The sequence below is a fragment of the Pseudomonas sp. Van50 genome, assembly GCF_055390755.1.
Genome location: NZ_AP024343.1, coordinates 1,005,065 through 1,021,875, shown reverse-complemented (window position 1 = coordinate 1,021,875; position 16,811 = coordinate 1,005,065). Strand labels below are relative to the sequence as shown.

At 58.2% G+C, this 16,811-nt stretch carries 18 protein-coding genes and 1 pseudogene; 18 read left to right on the top strand and 1 reads right to left on the bottom strand.

Annotated elements, in window-relative coordinates; genetic code table 11:
• Nucleotides 1–31: 31 nt before the first annotated feature.
• The 18 genes and pseudogenes from ACZ5M5_RS04310 (at nt 32) to ACZ5M5_RS04225 (ending at nt 16,450) form a co-directional block, all read left to right on the top strand.
• Nucleotides 32–778, top strand: coding sequence for a DUF5983 family protein (locus ACZ5M5_RS04310; RefSeq protein WP_464738678.1), 747 nt, complete (start codon nt 32–34; stop codon nt 776–778).
• 103 nt (nt 779–881) lie between these two features.
• Complete coding sequence (gene pilL2 / locus ACZ5M5_RS04305) at nt 882–1,424, top strand: PFGI-1 class ICE element type IV pilus protein PilL2 (protein WP_464738677.1); 543 nt, start codon at nt 882–884, stop codon at nt 1,422–1,424.
• A pseudogene (locus tag ACZ5M5_RS04300) lies at nt 1,421–2,091 on the top strand (chemotaxis protein). The gene pilL2 and the pseudogene ACZ5M5_RS04300 overlap by 4 nt, the downstream one beginning before the upstream one ends.
• 9 nt (nt 2,092–2,100) lie before the next feature.
• Entirely contained in the window at nt 2,101–2,820 is a 720-nt protein-coding gene (locus ACZ5M5_RS04295) for a TIGR03759 family integrating conjugative element protein (RefSeq protein WP_464738676.1), read from the top strand.
• Nucleotides 2,802–3,350, top strand: coding sequence for a lysozyme family protein (locus ACZ5M5_RS04290; RefSeq protein WP_464738675.1), 549 nt, complete (start codon nt 2,802–2,804; stop codon nt 3,348–3,350). The genes ACZ5M5_RS04295 and ACZ5M5_RS04290 overlap by 19 nt, the downstream gene beginning before the upstream one ends.
• Nucleotides 3,347–3,862 (top strand): integrating conjugative element protein, encoded by a 516-nt coding sequence (locus ACZ5M5_RS04285; RefSeq protein ID WP_464738674.1) that lies wholly within the window; start codon nt 3,347–3,349, stop codon nt 3,860–3,862. The genes ACZ5M5_RS04290 and ACZ5M5_RS04285 overlap by 4 nt, the downstream gene beginning before the upstream one ends.
• A gap of 9 nt (nt 3,863–3,871) precedes the next feature.
• Nucleotides 3,872–5,977: a type IV conjugative transfer system coupling protein TraD gene (gene traD / locus ACZ5M5_RS04280; protein WP_464738673.1), complete on the top strand. Its 2,106-nt coding sequence runs from the start codon at nt 3,872–3,874 to the stop codon at nt 5,975–5,977.
• A gap of 86 nt (nt 5,978–6,063) precedes the next feature.
• On the top strand, nt 6,064–6,795 hold the full coding sequence (locus tag ACZ5M5_RS04275) for a TIGR03747 family integrating conjugative element membrane protein (protein WP_464738672.1): 732 nt from the start codon (nt 6,064–6,066) through the stop codon (nt 6,793–6,795).
• Nucleotides 6,796–7,329: 534 nt separating this feature from the next.
• The gene (locus tag ACZ5M5_RS04270) at nt 7,330–8,565 is read left to right on the top strand and encodes a hypothetical protein (RefSeq protein ID WP_464738671.1); all 1,236 of its coding nucleotides are present in this window, start codon (nt 7,330–7,332) and stop codon (nt 8,563–8,565) included.
• 372 nt (nt 8,566–8,937) lie between these two features.
• Nucleotides 8,938–9,273: an integrative conjugative element protein, RAQPRD family gene (locus tag ACZ5M5_RS04265; RefSeq protein WP_464738670.1), complete on the top strand. Its 336-nt coding sequence runs from the start codon at nt 8,938–8,940 to the stop codon at nt 9,271–9,273.
• Entirely contained in the window at nt 9,270–9,509 is a 240-nt protein-coding gene (locus tag ACZ5M5_RS04260) for a TIGR03758 family integrating conjugative element protein (RefSeq protein WP_464738669.1), read from the top strand. Before ACZ5M5_RS04265 ends, ACZ5M5_RS04260 begins: the two co-directional genes overlap by 4 nt.
• A 17-nt stretch (nt 9,510–9,526) precedes the next feature.
• Nucleotides 9,527–9,898 (top strand): TIGR03745 family integrating conjugative element membrane protein, encoded by a 372-nt coding sequence (locus tag ACZ5M5_RS04255; protein ID WP_065950720.1) that lies wholly within the window; start codon nt 9,527–9,529, stop codon nt 9,896–9,898.
• A gap of 7 nt (nt 9,899–9,905) precedes the next feature.
• Entirely contained in the window at nt 9,906–10,319 is a 414-nt protein-coding gene (locus ACZ5M5_RS04250) for a TIGR03750 family conjugal transfer protein (protein WP_464738668.1), read from the top strand.
• Nucleotides 10,316–10,957 carry a PFL_4703 family integrating conjugative element protein gene (locus ACZ5M5_RS04245; protein WP_464738667.1) on the top strand — a complete coding sequence of 214 codons (642 nt, stop codon included), beginning with the start codon at nt 10,316–10,318 and terminating at the stop codon, nt 10,955–10,957. Before ACZ5M5_RS04250 ends, ACZ5M5_RS04245 begins: the two co-directional genes overlap by 4 nt.
• Nucleotides 10,954–11,766, top strand: coding sequence for a TIGR03749 family integrating conjugative element protein (locus tag ACZ5M5_RS04240; RefSeq protein WP_464738666.1), 813 nt, complete (start codon nt 10,954–10,956; stop codon nt 11,764–11,766). The genes ACZ5M5_RS04245 and ACZ5M5_RS04240 overlap by 4 nt, the downstream gene beginning before the upstream one ends.
• Nucleotides 11,756–13,270, top strand: coding sequence for a TIGR03752 family integrating conjugative element protein (locus ACZ5M5_RS04235; protein ID WP_464738665.1), 1,515 nt, complete (start codon nt 11,756–11,758; stop codon nt 13,268–13,270). The genes ACZ5M5_RS04240 and ACZ5M5_RS04235 overlap by 11 nt, the downstream gene beginning before the upstream one ends.
• Nucleotides 13,233–13,649, top strand: a complete 417-nt coding sequence (locus ACZ5M5_RS04230) for a TIGR03751 family conjugal transfer lipoprotein (RefSeq protein ID WP_464738664.1) — start codon at nt 13,233–13,235, stop codon at nt 13,647–13,649. The genes ACZ5M5_RS04235 and ACZ5M5_RS04230 overlap by 38 nt, the downstream gene beginning before the upstream one ends.
• Nucleotides 13,649–16,450 carry a conjugative transfer ATPase gene (locus tag ACZ5M5_RS04225; protein ID WP_464738663.1) on the top strand — a complete coding sequence of 934 codons (2,802 nt, stop codon included), beginning with the start codon at nt 13,649–13,651 and terminating at the stop codon, nt 16,448–16,450. Before ACZ5M5_RS04230 ends, ACZ5M5_RS04225 begins: the two co-directional genes overlap by 1 nt.
• Here ACZ5M5_RS04225 and ACZ5M5_RS04220 read toward each other — a convergent pair.
• Complete coding sequence (locus ACZ5M5_RS04220) at nt 16,442–16,699, bottom strand: LasR-specific antiactivator QslA (protein WP_439125758.1); 258 nt, start codon at nt 16,697–16,699, stop codon at nt 16,442–16,444. The two genes, ACZ5M5_RS04225 and ACZ5M5_RS04220, sit on opposite strands and share 9 nt — an antisense overlap.
• Between the last annotated feature and the right edge of the window lie 112 nt (nt 16,700–16,811).

Below are 16,811 nucleotides of genomic sequence, written 5' to 3'. Positions count from 1 at the left end.
GCCTTGTTCGTTTTCATTCTGGAGAACCCTCATGAACCCCTCACACCAAGCCCCAGCCCTGCTGACGGCCTCAAATCCATTTGCTCGCGGGTACGACAACCTGCATATCGAACGGCTGCTACTGATCACCTACGAAAACGACTGCCCTCCCTGCTTTCGCCCCGTGCACGACTCACAGGCTCATCTGCCCGACGATGAACTGCAACTGTTCCCCTGCCTGTTCAATGACGATTTCGCTCTGATCAGCGAAGGCCAGTCCATTGCGGATGAGTTGGATGAACGCTCCCCGTCCACCGGGCTGGTGCGCCAAGTGATCTACGCCGTGATTGGCGAAGTGCTCAACGAACGCCATCACGTCGGTGACCTGTACTCTCTGGAAGAAGCCCAAGCCATGGTTCATCGCATGAGCTTCGAAACGGGACACTACAGTCGAGCCTGGGAGATCAGTACCGCACACCTCACTGAAAAAGCATTACGCCAATTGGAAAGCCGGGGTGGCAATTTCGAATCTAGACCAACCGGTCTGCTGTTCGAACCCTTTGCCCTGACAGACTGCAATGGCGTCGGGTGTAAACTGATCGGCACGCCCTGGACCGACGATAACCTGGTGAAGATCGAGGGGCGTCCTTACTCATCGCTAAGGCAAGAGCAGCTCGACGCCGGCACATCGGAAGCCCTGGTCAACGTACTGTATCTGGCGGCGTTGGCGGATGTGCGCTTGTTGATCTTCGACCCCGACGCTACCGTTTTGGATGGGCTCGCCATTTTCGATGAATAGCAACGTGCGCGTTAACACGACCCACCTTGAATCAAATTTCTCACTGAATCGCTCCTTTACCTCATGTCAGGTTCTGTACTGAATCTGACATGAGGTTTCTTCCATGGAGCGTTTTTTCACGCCTGTCTGCCTGCTGGGTTTGTTGAGCGCCTGCACCGCGCAAATCCCCAACCCAATGCCGACCCATCCAGAGAACGACAGTGGCTCCAATCAGGCGCAGCTCTCGACGGGCACAGCCGAAAGAAGCCATCCGGGAGATCTGCGCTATGGCCGCTATACGCTGGTCAGCACCGAGCCCACCACGGAACAACGCGATCTTCTCGCTCAAATCATTGACGTGAGCATCCCGTCCAACCTGAATCCTTCGGTACAGGAAGCGATGCACTACGTGCTGCAGCGCTCGGGCTATTCGCTCTGCCCTGCCGCCGAGCCAGTGAAGGTGCTGTTTACCCGGTCTCTGCCCGCAGCCCATTACCGGCTCGGCCCGATACCGTTGCGCAGCGCGCTACAAGTGCTGGCTGGCCCGGCCTGGCAACTCACGACCGATGAAGTCAGCCGTTCGGTCTGCTTCGAACAGCAGAAAACGGCTGTCGGCGTCACGCTGATCACACCCGTCTCGCCCCATCAGTCGGAGGCACGGCCATGAAAGCCTTAACGTTTCAAACCCTCACCATCGGGCTCCTTTGCCTGGCGGTCGCCGGGCTGAGCGGTGGTGTGTATAACCAGTACCAGCGCATGACAGAACTGCAGAGCACGGGCACGCAATACCGACAAACCCTGGACACCCTGCAACGTGATTCAAGCGCCCTCAAGGACGCCCAGGAAAAACTGCAGTACGCGCTGAAAGACCTGAAGCAGATGGTCGATTCCGGTGAGCAGCAAGCCAATACCCTCGATCCCATGCTGGATCAATGGGCGCAAGAGATACAGGAACTGCGCGATGGTCTGGCAGCCCGCGCCACCGCGGCAGATATGGCAGCGCTACGCGCACGCCTTGCACAGGTCGAGCGGCAACTCCCGGACCTCAGGGCCCAGCCATCCCCCCACCGCCGACGCCTTCCGCAACCAAACCGAAAAAAGCCGCTCGCCCCAAGCCCGCCCCGCTTTCGCCACCGTTCTCAGTGTTGAGTATCGAGTCCCGCGGCGGCGAGCGTTTTTTGGCGGTCGCACCGCATGACAGTCGCTCGCTCACGGATGTCCGGCTGCTACATAGTGGTGAGCAGCAAGGGGCTTGGCGCCTGAAAATACTGGAGCCGAACTCAGCCATCTTCGCGTTGGACGCTCATCCAGACCAGACCGTGCACCTCCCTTGAGAAGCGATCATGAACAGAGCGCTACTGCCCACCGTCGTCTGTCTCGTTTCACTACTGATCACGGGCGTTGCGATTGGCAACCCCGTCACGACACAGTCACGGATCCAGGACACACAGTCCGCTCCGCTAGGGCGCTCGCACTCTGAACAGGCGGCAAGCTGGGGGCTGACGGAGCAGGAGTGGACACGCTTCGAACAGATCCAAGCCGGCCCGCGCGGTTTCTGGAGCCCGAACCTTGATCCGTTGACCGCACTCGGAGTCGAGGCTCAAACCGACCAAGCGCGCCAGCGCTATGCCGAATTACAAGTTGCGCTGGAAGCCAAACGCGCCGAGCGTGAATTGGCCTACCAAAACGCTTACACCGCGGCCTGGACCAAACTATTTCCCGGGCTGCTGCCGATCCAAGGCATGGCATCTTCGTCCCCTACCAGCTCATCGGTCGCGTCGCGCCCAGCCCTGTTTGTGGAGGACCACTGTTCGGCATGCATCACTGAAGCACAACGCTTGCAAATCAGTGACACGACGTTCGATATCTACTTGGTGGGCAGCCAAGGCGAGGATGAACGCGTCCGTAGCTGGGCTCGGCAAGCGGACATTGATCCGGCCAAGGTGCAACGCCGGCAGATCACCCTAAACCATGACCGTGGTCGCTGGTTCAGCCTGGGGGCTCCGGGACCATTGCCTGCCACACTCCAACAGGTGCATGGGCAATGGCAACGCCTCGACTGAGTGTTCTTGCGCTCATGCTGACGATATTCGCAGTCCAGGCTGACGAACTTCCGCCTCCTGCCTACCAACTGGCGGCGCATAACGCCGACATCCCTTCTACGGTGCTGTTCGCGATTGCCCTGCAGGAGAGTGGTATCCGAGTCCGGGGTCGACTGCTGCCCTGGCCTTGGACCCTGAACATCGCTGGAACACCCTACCGCTTCGCCACTCGCCCGGCAGCCTGTCAAGCCTTGCTTCAGGCCCTCGCCCGACATGACGCCAAACGGGTCGATGTCGGTCTTGGGCAAACCAATCTGGGTTATCACGGACAACGTTTTTCCAGCCCCTGCGATGCCCTCGACCCCTATCGAAATCTCGCCGTGACCGCCGCGCTGCTGCAGGAGCATCACGCCGCCACCGGTGATTGGGTGTCAGCTGCCGGACGCTATCACCGCCCGGCAGGAGGGACGCCGGCCGCGCGTTACCGCGCCGGCTTTTCCCGGCAACTCGAACGGTTGATGGTTTCCTTCAAACAGGGCACACCGCCATGACGCGAATATTCCTTACCTGTTATTTCATCCTGTTCTTGGCACCTGCCGCCCAGGCGAAACCATCCGTAGTCAGGGATCCGGCTGGCGACGGCACCCAATCCTATTTACAAACCACGGTCCTGCCCATAAATAACAGAGTTCAGACTGACCGGGCTGTGCATGCGGACCTGTCCACGTTTGCCAATGAGAACTGGATATTGCCGGTCAGCAGTTCTCGGCTGAGCCCCGGCCCGGTCACGCCCCGCGCCTTGAACATGCCTGGCTTGCATCCATTCTTCCTGGTCGGTGACGATCCCCAGTCGCTGACTTGGCTGCGTCAACGCGCGGCTGAACTGCAGGAAATGGGTGCGGCCGGCCTCGCCGTCGAAGTGGCCTCTACTGAAGCCTTGGCCCGGATTCGAGCAGCCGCTCCGGGCATCACCATCCTGCCGGTCAACGGCAACGACATCGCCACCCGCCTGCAGATCGAGCACTATCCCATCTTGATCACCGCCACCTCACTGGAACAGTGAGCCCAGGTCATGGCCGAGCATGCGATGGAGTCCAAGCTCCGGCCCGCGGTGGAGCTGTACACCGTAGCGATCTGCATCGCGGCCGCGATGCTCTGCGTATACTCGCCCTGGGCTGTGGCCCTGTCACCCGACATCGGGTTGATTGCCGCGCTGGCTTATGCCCTGTTCGGCCTGATCCGCCTGCAACAAGCCTGGGAGGTGCTGCGTTATCGGCGCAATATCCGCCGACTGCCCCGCTACGAACTGACCAGCCGCCAGATTCCGGTCAGTCGTAAGCGTCTGTTCATGGGGCGCGGTTTTCGCTGGGCCCGCCTGCACACCCAGCGCTTGGTCGAGGCCCAGGATCCGGCGGTCGCTCACTATGTCGATCAACCACTCAGCTACCGCCTGGCCCGTGGGCTCGAACGGCGCCTGGAGCATGCACCGTTTCCGCTTTCGACACTGGCCCGTCTCACGGCCTGGGACAGTGCCTTCAATCCGTTGCGCCCTTTGCCCCCGGTCGGTGGCTCGCCACTGTTGCATGGGGTCGAGCCCGACGAAACGGAGGTCAGTCTACCGCTGGGCGAGCGGGTCGGGCACACCCTGGTGCTGGGCACTACCCGTGTCGGCAAGACGCGACTCGCCGAGGTGTACATCACCCAGGACATTCATCGCATCGAACATGAGGTGGTCATCGTCTTCGATCCGAAGGGTGATGCCGACTTGCTCAAACGGATGTACGTCGAAGCCAAACGCGCTGGTCGGGAGAAGGAATTCTATGTTTTCCATCTGGGCTGGCCGGAGATCTCCGCGCGCTACAACGCGGTGGGACGTTTTGGACGCATTTCGGAAGTGGCGTCACGCATTGCTGGGCAGCTCAGCGGTGAGGGTAACTCTGCGGCCTTCCGTGAGTTCGCCTGGCGCTTCGTCAATATCATTGCCCGGGCTTTGATCGAACTGGGCCGGCGGCCGGACTACCTGCAGATCCAACGGCATGTGGTCAACATCGACGCACTGTTCATCGAATACGCCCAGCAGTTTTTCGCCAAGTCCGACCCGAAGGCGTGGGAAGTGATCGTCCAGCTTGAAGGCAAGCTCACCGAGAAGAACATTCCCCGACATATGGTGGGACGCGAAAAGCGCGTGGTGGCCATCGAACAATACCTGGCGGCGAAACGGGTATTTGATCCGGTAATGGACGGGCTGCGTTCGGCGGTCCGATATGACCGTACTTACTTCGACAAAATAGTTGCCTCGCTACTGCCGCTGCTGGAGAAACTCACCACCGGCAAGACCGCCCAACTGCTGGCCCCCAACTACACCGACCTAGATGACCCGCGGCCAATCTTCGACTGGATGCAAATCATCCGCAAGCGCGGCATCGTCTACGTCGGTCTGGATGCGTTGACCGACGCCGAGGTGGCCGCCGCTGTGGGCAACTCCATGTTCGCCGACTTGGTCTCGGTCGCCGGACACATCTATAAACACGGCATCGACCATGGCCTGCCCCCATCGGGCAACAGCAGTGACAAGCTACCGATCAATCTGCACGCCGATGAGTTCAACGAGTTGATGGGAGATGAATTCATCCCGTTGATCAATAAAGGCGGCGGTGCCGGTATCCAGGTAACTGCCTACACCCAGACCCTCAGCGATATCGAAGCGCGCATTGGTAATCGTGCCAAGGCCGGCCAGGTGATCGGCAATTTCAACACCCTGCAGATGCTCCGTGTACGCGAGACCGCCACCGCAGAGCTGCTCACCCAGCAGTTGCCCAAGGTCAACGTGCTAACCAGAACCCTGGTGTCGGGGGCCACTGACACCTCCGATCCTGAGGCCAACACGGACTTCACCTCGTCCTCACAGGACTGTGTCAGCAGCACCAGCGTGCCGTTGATCGAGCCCGCGCATATCGTCAGCTTGCCCAAGGGACAAATGTTCTCCTTCCAGGCCGGTGGGCAGCTCTGGAAAGTGCGCATGCCTTTGCCTAAGCCCTCCAACGACGATGTCATGCCCAAGGACCTGCAGGAGCTTACCCAGCGAATGCGGGCCACCTATAACGAGCAGGCCGGGCAGTGGTGGAGTGCGAGCGGTGGCGGCCCAACAACCAACTTCGATCTGGATCAGGTGGGGTAGCCGGCTCCGCTCCAGGTTTTGATTCAGCAGAAACTATCCAGAAGACATCGTGACGACATCAGCTCTGCAACTCATTGGAGTGAACGATGACGACTTCCGCCCAGAACACGCCGCCACAACCGATCCAGCGCCCAGGGTTGATCGTCTCGGCGATTGGCTTGGTTTTACGCATCATCGGTTTGCTGATCGCCTCGTTGCTGTTCTCGATCCTCATCGAGTTCGCAGGCCTGCTACTGTTCTGGGGCGATCAGGGCTGGCGGCACAGTCAGGCTATGCTGACCTGTGAATTGGGATGGCTCAGCGAGCACTTCAAAGCGTCACTCATCCTCCAACAACCCGGGCAAACGATCGTTCAAGTACTGGATTTCCTCAATCAGTGGCTGCTGGTCAAGACGGGCTTTGCGGATTTTGCCCGGCAAGCGCGGGTGTCGAGCCAGGGCAACGACTTCTGGAGTTGGACCAATCAGTTATACGTGAGCGTCGAGGATTTCGTGCTGGCTGCAGTGTATGTGACCTTTACCTTCGTGGTGCGCCTGACCATTCTGGTCCTGGCCACACCACTATTTTTGTTGGCCACGCTCACCGGTTTTGTCGATGGTTTGATGCGCCGCGACCTGCGTAAGTTTGGAGCCGGGCGAGAAAGCAGTTTTGTCTATCACCGCGCCAAGCGAGCAGTCATACCAATGCTGATCGTGCCTTGGATAATTTATCTGTCTCTGCCTTTTACACTAAATCCCATGGCCATTTTTTTGCCGTGCGCCGCGTTGCTGGGCCTGACAACAGCAATCACGGCGGCAACGTTCAAAAAATATGTTTGATGATGAGAGTACGACCTAGAAAGCTGGGCTCGGATCTGCGGAGGCTGGTGAGCTCGGAGCAGTGAAAGCCAAGCCTTTGAAGCGTGCATCGCCAGTGATCAGCCGGTGACCGATTTCTACAAAGCCGAGAATCGCCTCGTCGGCGCAATCGGCGACGTCGGGGAAAACGGTACGAATTTGTTCGCACGTTAGGTTGGCATCTCGCGCACGTTGGAGCGTACTGTGTCCTTCAAGGAGGCGAGCGGTTCCCATTGGAGCGCGTACCGTATCGAGCAGAGTATTCATTACCATTACAATCACCTTCAGATGTATGAGGCCGACGACGTTGTCGGCATAGCCAAAATTACCAGTCGTTAACGTCCAGATCGCCCCATACCTCATGCGTGGCAAGGTATGGGGCGCATGATCGAACTCGTTGAGGTATCGTCTCCACGTACCTGTTTGTGGGTTTAGATAACCTATCGACTATCCCGCCCGGTAACCGGCTCGAAAGGCCCGGTTGGGAGGCTGCAGATCCTAAATGAGCATTAGAAAATGATAGAAAGAAATATTGTTAAGCCTCGCGGCAATCAGGCTAAAACTCAAAGTGTCATTCATATGAATGACATGAAAAAAATCGACGAGATCATAGTGCAGCAATATTGCATTCGACGATTAAGGCTAGAGAGCCCCACCGAATTTACAAAGCTTATGTCATGTCGAAAAGAGCTGGATGACATTCTAAAGGACGCAGGTTTCACGATATCCACAAAACCTTTTCAGGCTAGTAGAGTTTCAGCATTAATGGGATGCCTTCGTTTTGTCGAGCTTAAAAAAAATCGAAAAGTCTTATGCCAGGGCGAACACGGTATAAAAAGCCAAGCATTGCTTGATGAGTTGGCGGACAACTCTTCGTTCGATATTGCCAAGCACTTTCTGAGTAGTGAAATTATCGATCGATTGTTGAGCGCTTTGCTAAAATGGGAGCCATTCATAACTGAATTTGAAAAAAAATATAACTACCTTAAATACTACAGCCTTTTTGGGGTGACAAACTACGCTCCAGGAGATGTTATTTTTAAGCGTTTTCTTGAAGCCTATCATGGGTTGGACGACGTTTATTTTGATGCCCAAAAGTTCAGAAAGGAGGCTCTCTGGTTACATAGCAAAAAATCCTACTGCGATGAGCATCTCGCCCCTCTGGTGAGCACTGCCGCGAATGAGGTCACTCACTTCTCATCGAACATCCAGATTCTTGGGGGTGGGCAGCATAAAATCGTTATCGAAGGATCAGAGTTAAAAAATCATCTAGTATTAGCCATACCTACAAATCAGACGCCTGACAACATTGATGAGTCCCTGCGTAAGCTAAGAATTGCGTTAATGAACGAGTTTGTTGAACAAGGAGGATATTATCGTTTTTCTTCTCAAGCGTTTACTGGATCGCGATTCATGTCTGATTTCGCGTACAAGCCATGTGTTGTTGGACAGTGGAATAGAGTCAAAAACAAGATCGTAGGCCTGTGGGCTTGGGATCTTGCCAGGGACAATACCGTCACCGACACAGCTCGTATCGTCAAGGAGAGAATGGGCGAGGTGGCAAAAGATGCTGGCTTGAAGTCTACAGGCTACTCCGAAAAGTCAATCCAGGCCTATTATGAATCTGCAGTTGGTCAGATCGGAACAGGAAAGCGAATGGGCGATAATGTCGTGAAAATTCGTGACATCGATAGGCAAGTGACCAAGTCTAAAATCGTTTTGGGGTTGGTTGAGCGCCAAATACCTTTATGATCACTCCATTAAACAGCCGTGAGGCTATCGTGACCGTAGGTGTCTGCAATAGGCTCCCTTGACTATGTACAACACCCCGTTTGGATTCGCTAAAGCGCCTAAGCAAGGCGATACATCATGACAAATTATTGATCAACTCTTGGAGTTTTTGATCCAGTTTTTCGCGGCATTTAAGACTCGCAGTGAGCCTATAGGCAGCTGTAATACTGACTATCGCCTGTTTCACGTCTCCTACTCTAGGCGTGCTACGACAGCAAGGCCATATCAACCGGATGTAATCCACAAAAAGCGACATCCCAAGCTTCTAATTTATTACTGAAATACTTCCCCTTTGACTCGATGCTCAATCCAGCCCTCATATGGATCAGCATCATGCCCACCATCATCTGTCGTAATGTCTTACTACTCATACTGCCTATTGCTCAGGGCAGCGCGTTTGCCTCCGATACCCACGAGCAAAGTCAACTCAGCCTAGTCCAGCAGCAACTCGACACTATCGAACGCCTATCCGCTCAAGCCGAGAAATCCAGCAACGCTCAACCGAATGAGCGCTACCGCTTCGACTATCCCCGCCTGACTGAGGACATCCAGCGCATCCGCCAAGGTGTACAGGGCTATCTCTCCCCCACCCGTGCTCAACCTCGCGATCCTGGTGAGTTGGTGGGTGTTTACCGCCTCGACACTCCACCTGCGGAGCCCTCGCCATGAGCATGACCGACTCCCAGACCGCTGCCTTCCAAAATGCCTCCGGCTTTTCGGCGCAGAGCACTTCGACGCTGTGGGTTTCCCTGGTTCTCGTCCTGGCTTTGCTTTGGTGTGCCTGGGTGATGTGGACGGCTTATCGGGGTTGGGCGACCGGCAGTGTGCGCTTCGGCGCGTTTGGCGGAAGTGCCGCACGCGTACTTCTCACCTTGCTGGTTTTGATGTTCTTCACCCTGTCCTAAAACCGGAGATCGCCGTCATGCTCAAGTGCTTTGTCCCCCTAAAAAACAACCTGCGTGATCGCGCGAGCCAGCGCTTGATCGGTCTGCTGCTGGTGCTCGGTCCAAGCTTAGCTTTTGCCGAGCTACCGACCATGGAAGCCCCTTCACGTGGTGAAGGTTCCGGGTTAATCGAGACGATTAAAAACTACGCCTACGATGGCGGCATCCTGCTCGGTTTGCTGATCGCCCTGCTCGCATTCCTCGGTGTGGCTTGGCACTCGCTGACCGTCTATGCCGACGTGCAAAACCAGCGCAAGACCTGGAAGGACTTGGGTGCAGTAGTCGGCATCGGGGCTCTGTTGGTGGTGATCATTATCTGGTTCCTGACCAAGGCTGCCGCGATTTTGTGAGGTCGGCATGAACGACGCTATCGAACGCCTTGCTGACGGCACCTTGGTCTTTCTGCCGGAGCAGCTCAACCGTGATCCTGCCGTACTACGCGGTTTGACCAATGATGAGATGTGGGTTGCGCTCGGCACCGGCGCCGTCATTGGTCTGCTGCTGGGCGTGCCTCTGGCGATCGCCACCGCCTCCATTGCCGTGGCGCCAACCAGCATGATCGCAGGCATGGCGCTGGTGCTATTCGCCGGTGGCACGCTACTGCGTCGGGCCAAACGGGCTCGCCCCGAGACCTGGTTGTACCGCAAGCTGGAATGGGTACTGGCCAGCCGTTGGCGCCTGGGTCGCGGCAGTTTGATCCTGCACTCCGGCGCCTGGACGGTTCGCCGCTCACGTCGACTGCGCCCGGCCCTGCCCCGGTGGCAACCATGAGCCGTTTTCGGAACAAGGTCGATGCCCAACAGGCCCATATCTTCAGCCTGCGCCTGGCGATAGTGATCCTCGCCCTGGTCTGTGCCGGACTCTGGTATGGCTGGCGCTCAGCACCGACCGATCTGACCGTGCATGTCCCCCCGGATCTGCGCTCGGGCAGTACGCGCAAGTGGTGGGATATCCCCTCAGAGAATGTCTATGCCTTTGCCCTGTACATTTTTGGCCAACTCAACCGTTGGCCCTCGGATGGCGAGCAGGATTATCGGCGCGCCATCTATGGCTTGCAGTCCTACCTGACGCCCGCCTGTAAGGCCTTCCTCGATGGCGACTACGAGTACCGCAAGGCCGCCGGCGAGCTGCGCCAGCGAGTGCGTGGGGTCTACGAAATTCTGGGCCGAGGTTACAGCGAAGATCCGGAACTCAGGGTCAAGCAACTCGATCGCGATAGCTGGCTAGTCAAGCTCGACCTCAATGCCGATGAGTATTACGCCGCGGAACCGGTGAAACGGGTGGTGGTGCGTTATCCATTACGCGTCGTTCGTTTCGACCTGGATCCCGAACGCAATAAGTGGGGGCTGGCACTGGATTGTTATCAGGGCACGCCGCAAAAAATCTCCCTGCCTGGAGGTGAGCCATGAAGCGGATGTCTACCCTGGGACTCACCGTCGCACTGATGTTATGGGGAGTTGCAGCGCAGGCCGTCGAACTGATGCACTGGGAACGCCTCCCTCTCGCGGTCCCACTGGTGATCAATCAGGAGCGGGTGATCTTTGTCGATGAGGCTGTTCGAGTCGGCGTGCCCTCAACCCTGACGGACAAGCTGCGCGTGCAGTCAACCGGCGGCACGCTGTACTTCCGCGCGTCGGAAGCCATTGCCCCGACTCGACTGCAACTCCAATCGGTCGCGACGGGCGAGATTATCCTGCTGGATATCGCGGCCACGCCTGGCGATCAACCGCTGGAGCCCGTGCGCATTCTCAAGAATGCTCAGGTGCAAGCTACTAAGGCTGAATCTAGCAGAGTCCCTGTTCCAGAACGTACACCAATCCCGGTCGCGTTGACGCGCTACGCCGCGCAAAGCCTGTACGCGCCGCTGCGCACTGTAGAATCCCTGCCCGGTGTACGCCGCGTCCCGCTCAAGCTGCGCACCGAACTGCCGACCCTGCTGCCGACCGAAAACGTGTCCAGCACCCCCATCGCCGCCTGGCGACTCGGTGATTACTGGGTGACGGCGGTGAAGTTGCGCAATCGTGGTTCAGCGAGGGTGCAGCTCGATCCGCGTCGGCTTCAGGCCAAGCTGTTCGCCGCAGCCTTCCAGCATGCTTTCCTCGGGCCTGTCGGCAGTGCTGAAGACACCACGATCGCCTACCTCGTCACCCTCGGTGCCGGCCTCGAACACGCCGTGCTACTCCCGCCCGTTGCGCGAGGTGCTGACGATGAAGGCTAACGCCTTGCTCAAATGGCTGGTACCGGCGGCGCTACTGGCCGTCGTGGTGGTCATTCTGAAAACCTGGGTCGCGAGTGGCAGCACTCCCTCTCCAGAGAACCCGGTTGACCAGGGCAACCTTCAGTTATCCGCCGAGCAAGCCAAGTCACTCGGCATTGCTGGCGATACCCCACGCGACACCGTCGCCACACTGGTTGGCCAGGTGAAGGCCATGCGCAGCGACATGCTCGGTCTGAAGAAACACAACGATTCGCTGCAGACGGAGAACAACCGTCTGCGCGAGCGGGAGAACAGTGTTGATTCGCGTATTCAGACGGCGCTGGGCAGTGTGACTCAGCAGGTCGATGAAGGCCGCCGACAAGCCAACGAGGCCCGACTTAAAGCGGAACAAGACAGTCGTCAGGCTCGCGGCCTGCTGACGCAATTGCAGGAACAGTTGTCGGGGCTGACCGGCAAAGGCAAGGATATGCCAATCGGATTGGGGCTTGAGCCGGGTGACGCTGCTCAGTTCGAAGGGCGGTATTCTGCCGATAATGCGCTGCAGTGGATTGAGCCCTCGGATGCGCCGTCCACCGACGCCCGAGGCAAAACCAAGACCTCGTCCGCACTGAGTCTGCCTACCGCCTTCAACTCACTGGAGGGCATGAAGGACAATGCCATCGACCGCAGCCAGAAACAGCTACGTGCAGTCGCCAAGGGTGAGCGTGACCTGACGCAATCCGTTGATCGTACCGAAGGCGCGAAGCCGGTCTACACCATTCCCGAAAACGCGACATTGATGGGCTCGGTCGCCATGACCGCGCTGATCGGCCGCGTCCCGGTGGACGGCACCGTGAATGATCCCTACCCCTTCAAGGTGCTGGTCGGTCCGGAGAACCTGACGGCCAACGGCATCGACCTGCCGGACGTCGCAGGTGCCGTGATGAGCGGCACCGCGTCCGGTGACTGGACCCTGTCTTGCGTCCGCGGGCAGGTCGAGTCAATCACCTTTGTGTTTACCGATGGCACCATCCGCACGGTGCCTCAGCCAAAAGCGGTAGCCAGCCGCACTGCCTCCACCCAGAGCTCGAACACTGACAAGATCCGTGGCGGCCTCGGTTACCTGTCCGATCCGTATGGCATTCCGTGCATCGCCGGCGAGCGCCGCTCGAACGCTCAGCAATACCTCGGCAGCCAGAGCCTGATCACTGCCGCCGGCGCCGGTGTCGCCGCCCTGCTCGGGGATGAGCGGAACAACAGCAGCGTGATCAATTCAGGCGGCAGTACCCTCGGGGTCACCAGTAGCAGTGGCAACAGCGCGCTGAATTCAATTCTCAGTGGTGGGGTCAGCGACATCCGCGAGTGGGTCAACAAGCTGTATGGCGAAGCCTTTGCTGCCGTGTACGTGCCACCGGCAGCACAAGTCGCGCTGCACCTCGACCATGAGATCACCATCGACTACGAGCCCAAGGGCCGGAGCGTTCGCAATGAAAAAGACCATGCCTCCCTGCCTGATCTGGATTAGCTTACTTTGCTTAGTCCTGGCGGGCTGTTCCACCGACAAGGAGACGCTGCTGCCTCACGGCGAGCAAACCATGCTGGACATCTGGAACGGCGCCGGTTCGCAAGGCACTCAGCAGCAACTGCTGGACGCTCGGCAGCAGTTACGCCGTCCGCTGGCCCAGGCGGATTTCTCCGCCTCTCTCCAAGAACCGTACACGCGCACAGCGACGAACGAGATTCACAATTTGTTCCCTCGCCTGCCCAATCCCGATCTGGTGCTGTACGTGTATCCGCATCTGAGTGGTACCGAGCAGGCACCGATCCCGGGTTACTCGACCGTCTTTCCGTTCTACCAACGTGTGCAGTACGCATTACCTGGTGAACGTCAGGAAGACTTGTAGTGCGTACCGGCGATTCGGGGAACCGTATTCCAGCGTGGAAAGCTTGGCGCAATCCATCGCGCCCTCGCGCCACGGTGGCCGATGACGCCGCACTCTATGCGCACAACCCCAGCTTCACCGATCACCTGCCGTGGGTCGAATACCTCGACACCGAGCAGTGTTTTCTGCTCGATGACAATCGCTCGGTGGGTGCGGTATTCGAGTTGCTGCCTATCGGCACTGAAGGGCGCGAACCCGATTGGTTGATGGCGGCCCGCGATGCCCTTGAGGATGCCCTGCAGGATAGCTTTGACGAGCTGGATCAAGCACCTTGGGTGGCGCAGTTTTTCTGTCAGGACGACAACGACTTCACCCCCTACCTGAACCGGCTCACTGGCTATATTCGGGACAGCGCGCGATGCACGGTCTTTACCGAGGCATATTTGGAGCTCAGCCGCCATCATCTGAAGGCCATCGCCAAGCCTGGCGGTCTGTTTGAGGATAAAGTGGTGACACGCCTGCCTTGGCGTGGCAATAACCGACGGGTGCGCCTGGTGATCTATCGCTGGCTTGAGTCTGGCGCTGAGGAGACAGGACTCACCCCGGTGCAATCCCTGCAACAGACTTGCGAACGTATCGCGGCTTCGTTGCAGGCGTGCGGGGTGCAATCGACGCGAGTCGATGGCCGCGGTTTGTATGCCTGGTTGTTGCCCTGGTTCAATCCAGCGCCGAAGCTCACCGATGAAGCGCCCGAGGATTTCTACCGCCGCGTGGCCTATCCGGAGTTGGGCGACGGTGAGTCGCTGGAAATGCCCTTCGATCATGACTTCGCCGAGCGGCTGTTCTTCAATGAGCCGCGTTCGGATGTCCAACGCGGACTCTGGTACTTCGACGGCCAACCCCATCAGGTCATGGTGGTGGACAAGCTGCGCCGGGCACCGTCGATTGGTCAACTCACCGGAGAAACCCGTAAGGGCGATGCAGTCAACGCCCTGTTCGACCAGTTACCTGAAGGCACGGTGATGAGTCTGACCCTGGTGATCAAGCCGCAGGATGTGCTCGAGGATCAGTTGAACCGCCTGGCCCGCAAAGCCATCGGTGAAAACCTGGCCTCGACCCAGACCCGACAGGATGTCGAAGAGGCTCGCGCGATCATCGGCCGCCAGCACAAGCTGTACCGAGGAACCCTGGCGTTCTACGTACGCGGTCACGATGAACAGCAATTGCACCAGCGCTCGGTCAGCCTGGCTAACGCGCTGTTGGGCGCGGGGCTGCAACCGGTACGTGAAGGCGATGAGGTCGCCGCCTGCAACAGCTACTTGCGTTGGTTGCCGATGGCTTACAACCCGGCCCGCGACACACGCAATTGGTACACCCGCCTGATGTTCGCCCAGCACCTGGCGAACCTGGTTCCAGTCTGGGGCCGCATCACCGGCACCGGCCACCCGGGCATCACCCTGTTCAACCGCGGCGGCTCGCCATTGAGCTTCGACCCATTGTCACGCCTGGACCGGGCCATGAACGGCCATCTGCTGTTGTTCGGCCCCACCGGTGCCGGCAAGTCGGCCACCCTGGTCACCCTGCTGATGCAGATCATGGCGGTGTACCGCCCACGCTTATTTATCGTCGAGGCCGGCAATTCGTTTGGTTTGCAGGGCGACTACTTCGCGACACAGGGCCTGTCGGTCAATAAGGTCCAATTGAAACCTGGCACCTCGGTCAGTCTCGCCCCGTTCGCCGATGCCTGGCGCCTAATCGAGCAACCGGATGAGGTGGCGAGTCTATCGATCGATGAGCTGGACGATGAAGCGGTATCCAGTCGCGAAGACCAGCGCGATGTTCTCGGCGAATTGGAAATCACCGCTCGCCTGATGATCACCGGCGGCGAGGCCAAGGAAGAGGCGCGCCTGAGTCGAGCCGATCGCAGCCTGATTCGCGAGTGCATTCTCGATGCGGCGCATACCTGCGTCGCGGCGGGTCGCCAGGTACTGACCCGCGACGTACGCGACGCCTTGCTGGGCGTCGCCGCCGCCCCGCACTTGCCGGAGAAACGTCGCGAGCGTGCCCAGGAAATGGGCGGGGCCATCGACCTATTTTGCCAGGGTTTCGAGGGTGAACTGTTCGATCGCAAAGGCACGCCTTGGCCCGAGAGCGATGTGACCATTGTCGACCTTGCCACTTACGCGCGCGAAGGCTACGAGGCACAGATGTCCATCAGCTACATCAGCTTGATGAACACCGTGAACAACCTCGCCGAGCGCGACCAGTACCTGGGCCGACCGATCATCATGGTCACCGACGAGGGTCATATCATCACCAAGAACCCGTTGCTGGCGCCGTTCGTGGTCAAGGGGACGAAGATGTGGCGCAAGCTCGGTGCCTGGTTCTGGCTGGCGACGCAGAACCTTGCTGATTTTCCCACGGCTGCGCAGACCATGCTCAACATGATCGAATGGTGGATTTGTTTGAACATGCCGCCGGCGGAAATAGAAGAAATCGCACGGTTCAAGAAGCTTTCACCCGCGCAGAAAGCGCTGTTGCTCTCCGCCAGCAAAGAGCCGGGGAAATACACCGAAGGAGTGGTGCTGTCGAAAAAGCTCGAGACACTGTTTAGAGCCGTGCCACCCAGCCTTTACCTCGCCCTGGCCATGACGGAGCCCGAGGAAAAAGCCGAGCGCTGGACACTGATGCAGGAGAACGGTTATTCGGAATTGGAAGCGGCGTATCGGGTAGCTGAACGGATCGATAGAGCGCGAGGAATAGAACCATCACAGGGAAATTTTCAGGTCTCGCGCTCTAAAGCGAGCGAGAGCTTACTGTGATGTTCCTCGAAGCCGCTGCTGAATTCTCAACAGGAATCCGGCTTCAAAAGCATCTTGGCAGTCACCGACAGGGAAGGTCTTGCGGGTTTGCGCCAGCTCCCACCACAGGGGAATCTCGTCGGGCGTATCAAGCCAAGCCTGGGCACATTGCACGCCACGTTCGATCATCGGGGCAAACTCGCTACCCCAAGGCGTCAGAAGACTTGAGCAACCATCTGCCGCGGGAATTGAAATGTAGTTTTCGTCCATACCCACCCTAAATTTCTGATTTATTGTTAGACGCGGAATCCAGCCTTGAAAATCTTAACGGCACCAAATGAACGCTCGATAACAGGCATGAGCATTAAATGGCCTAGATCAA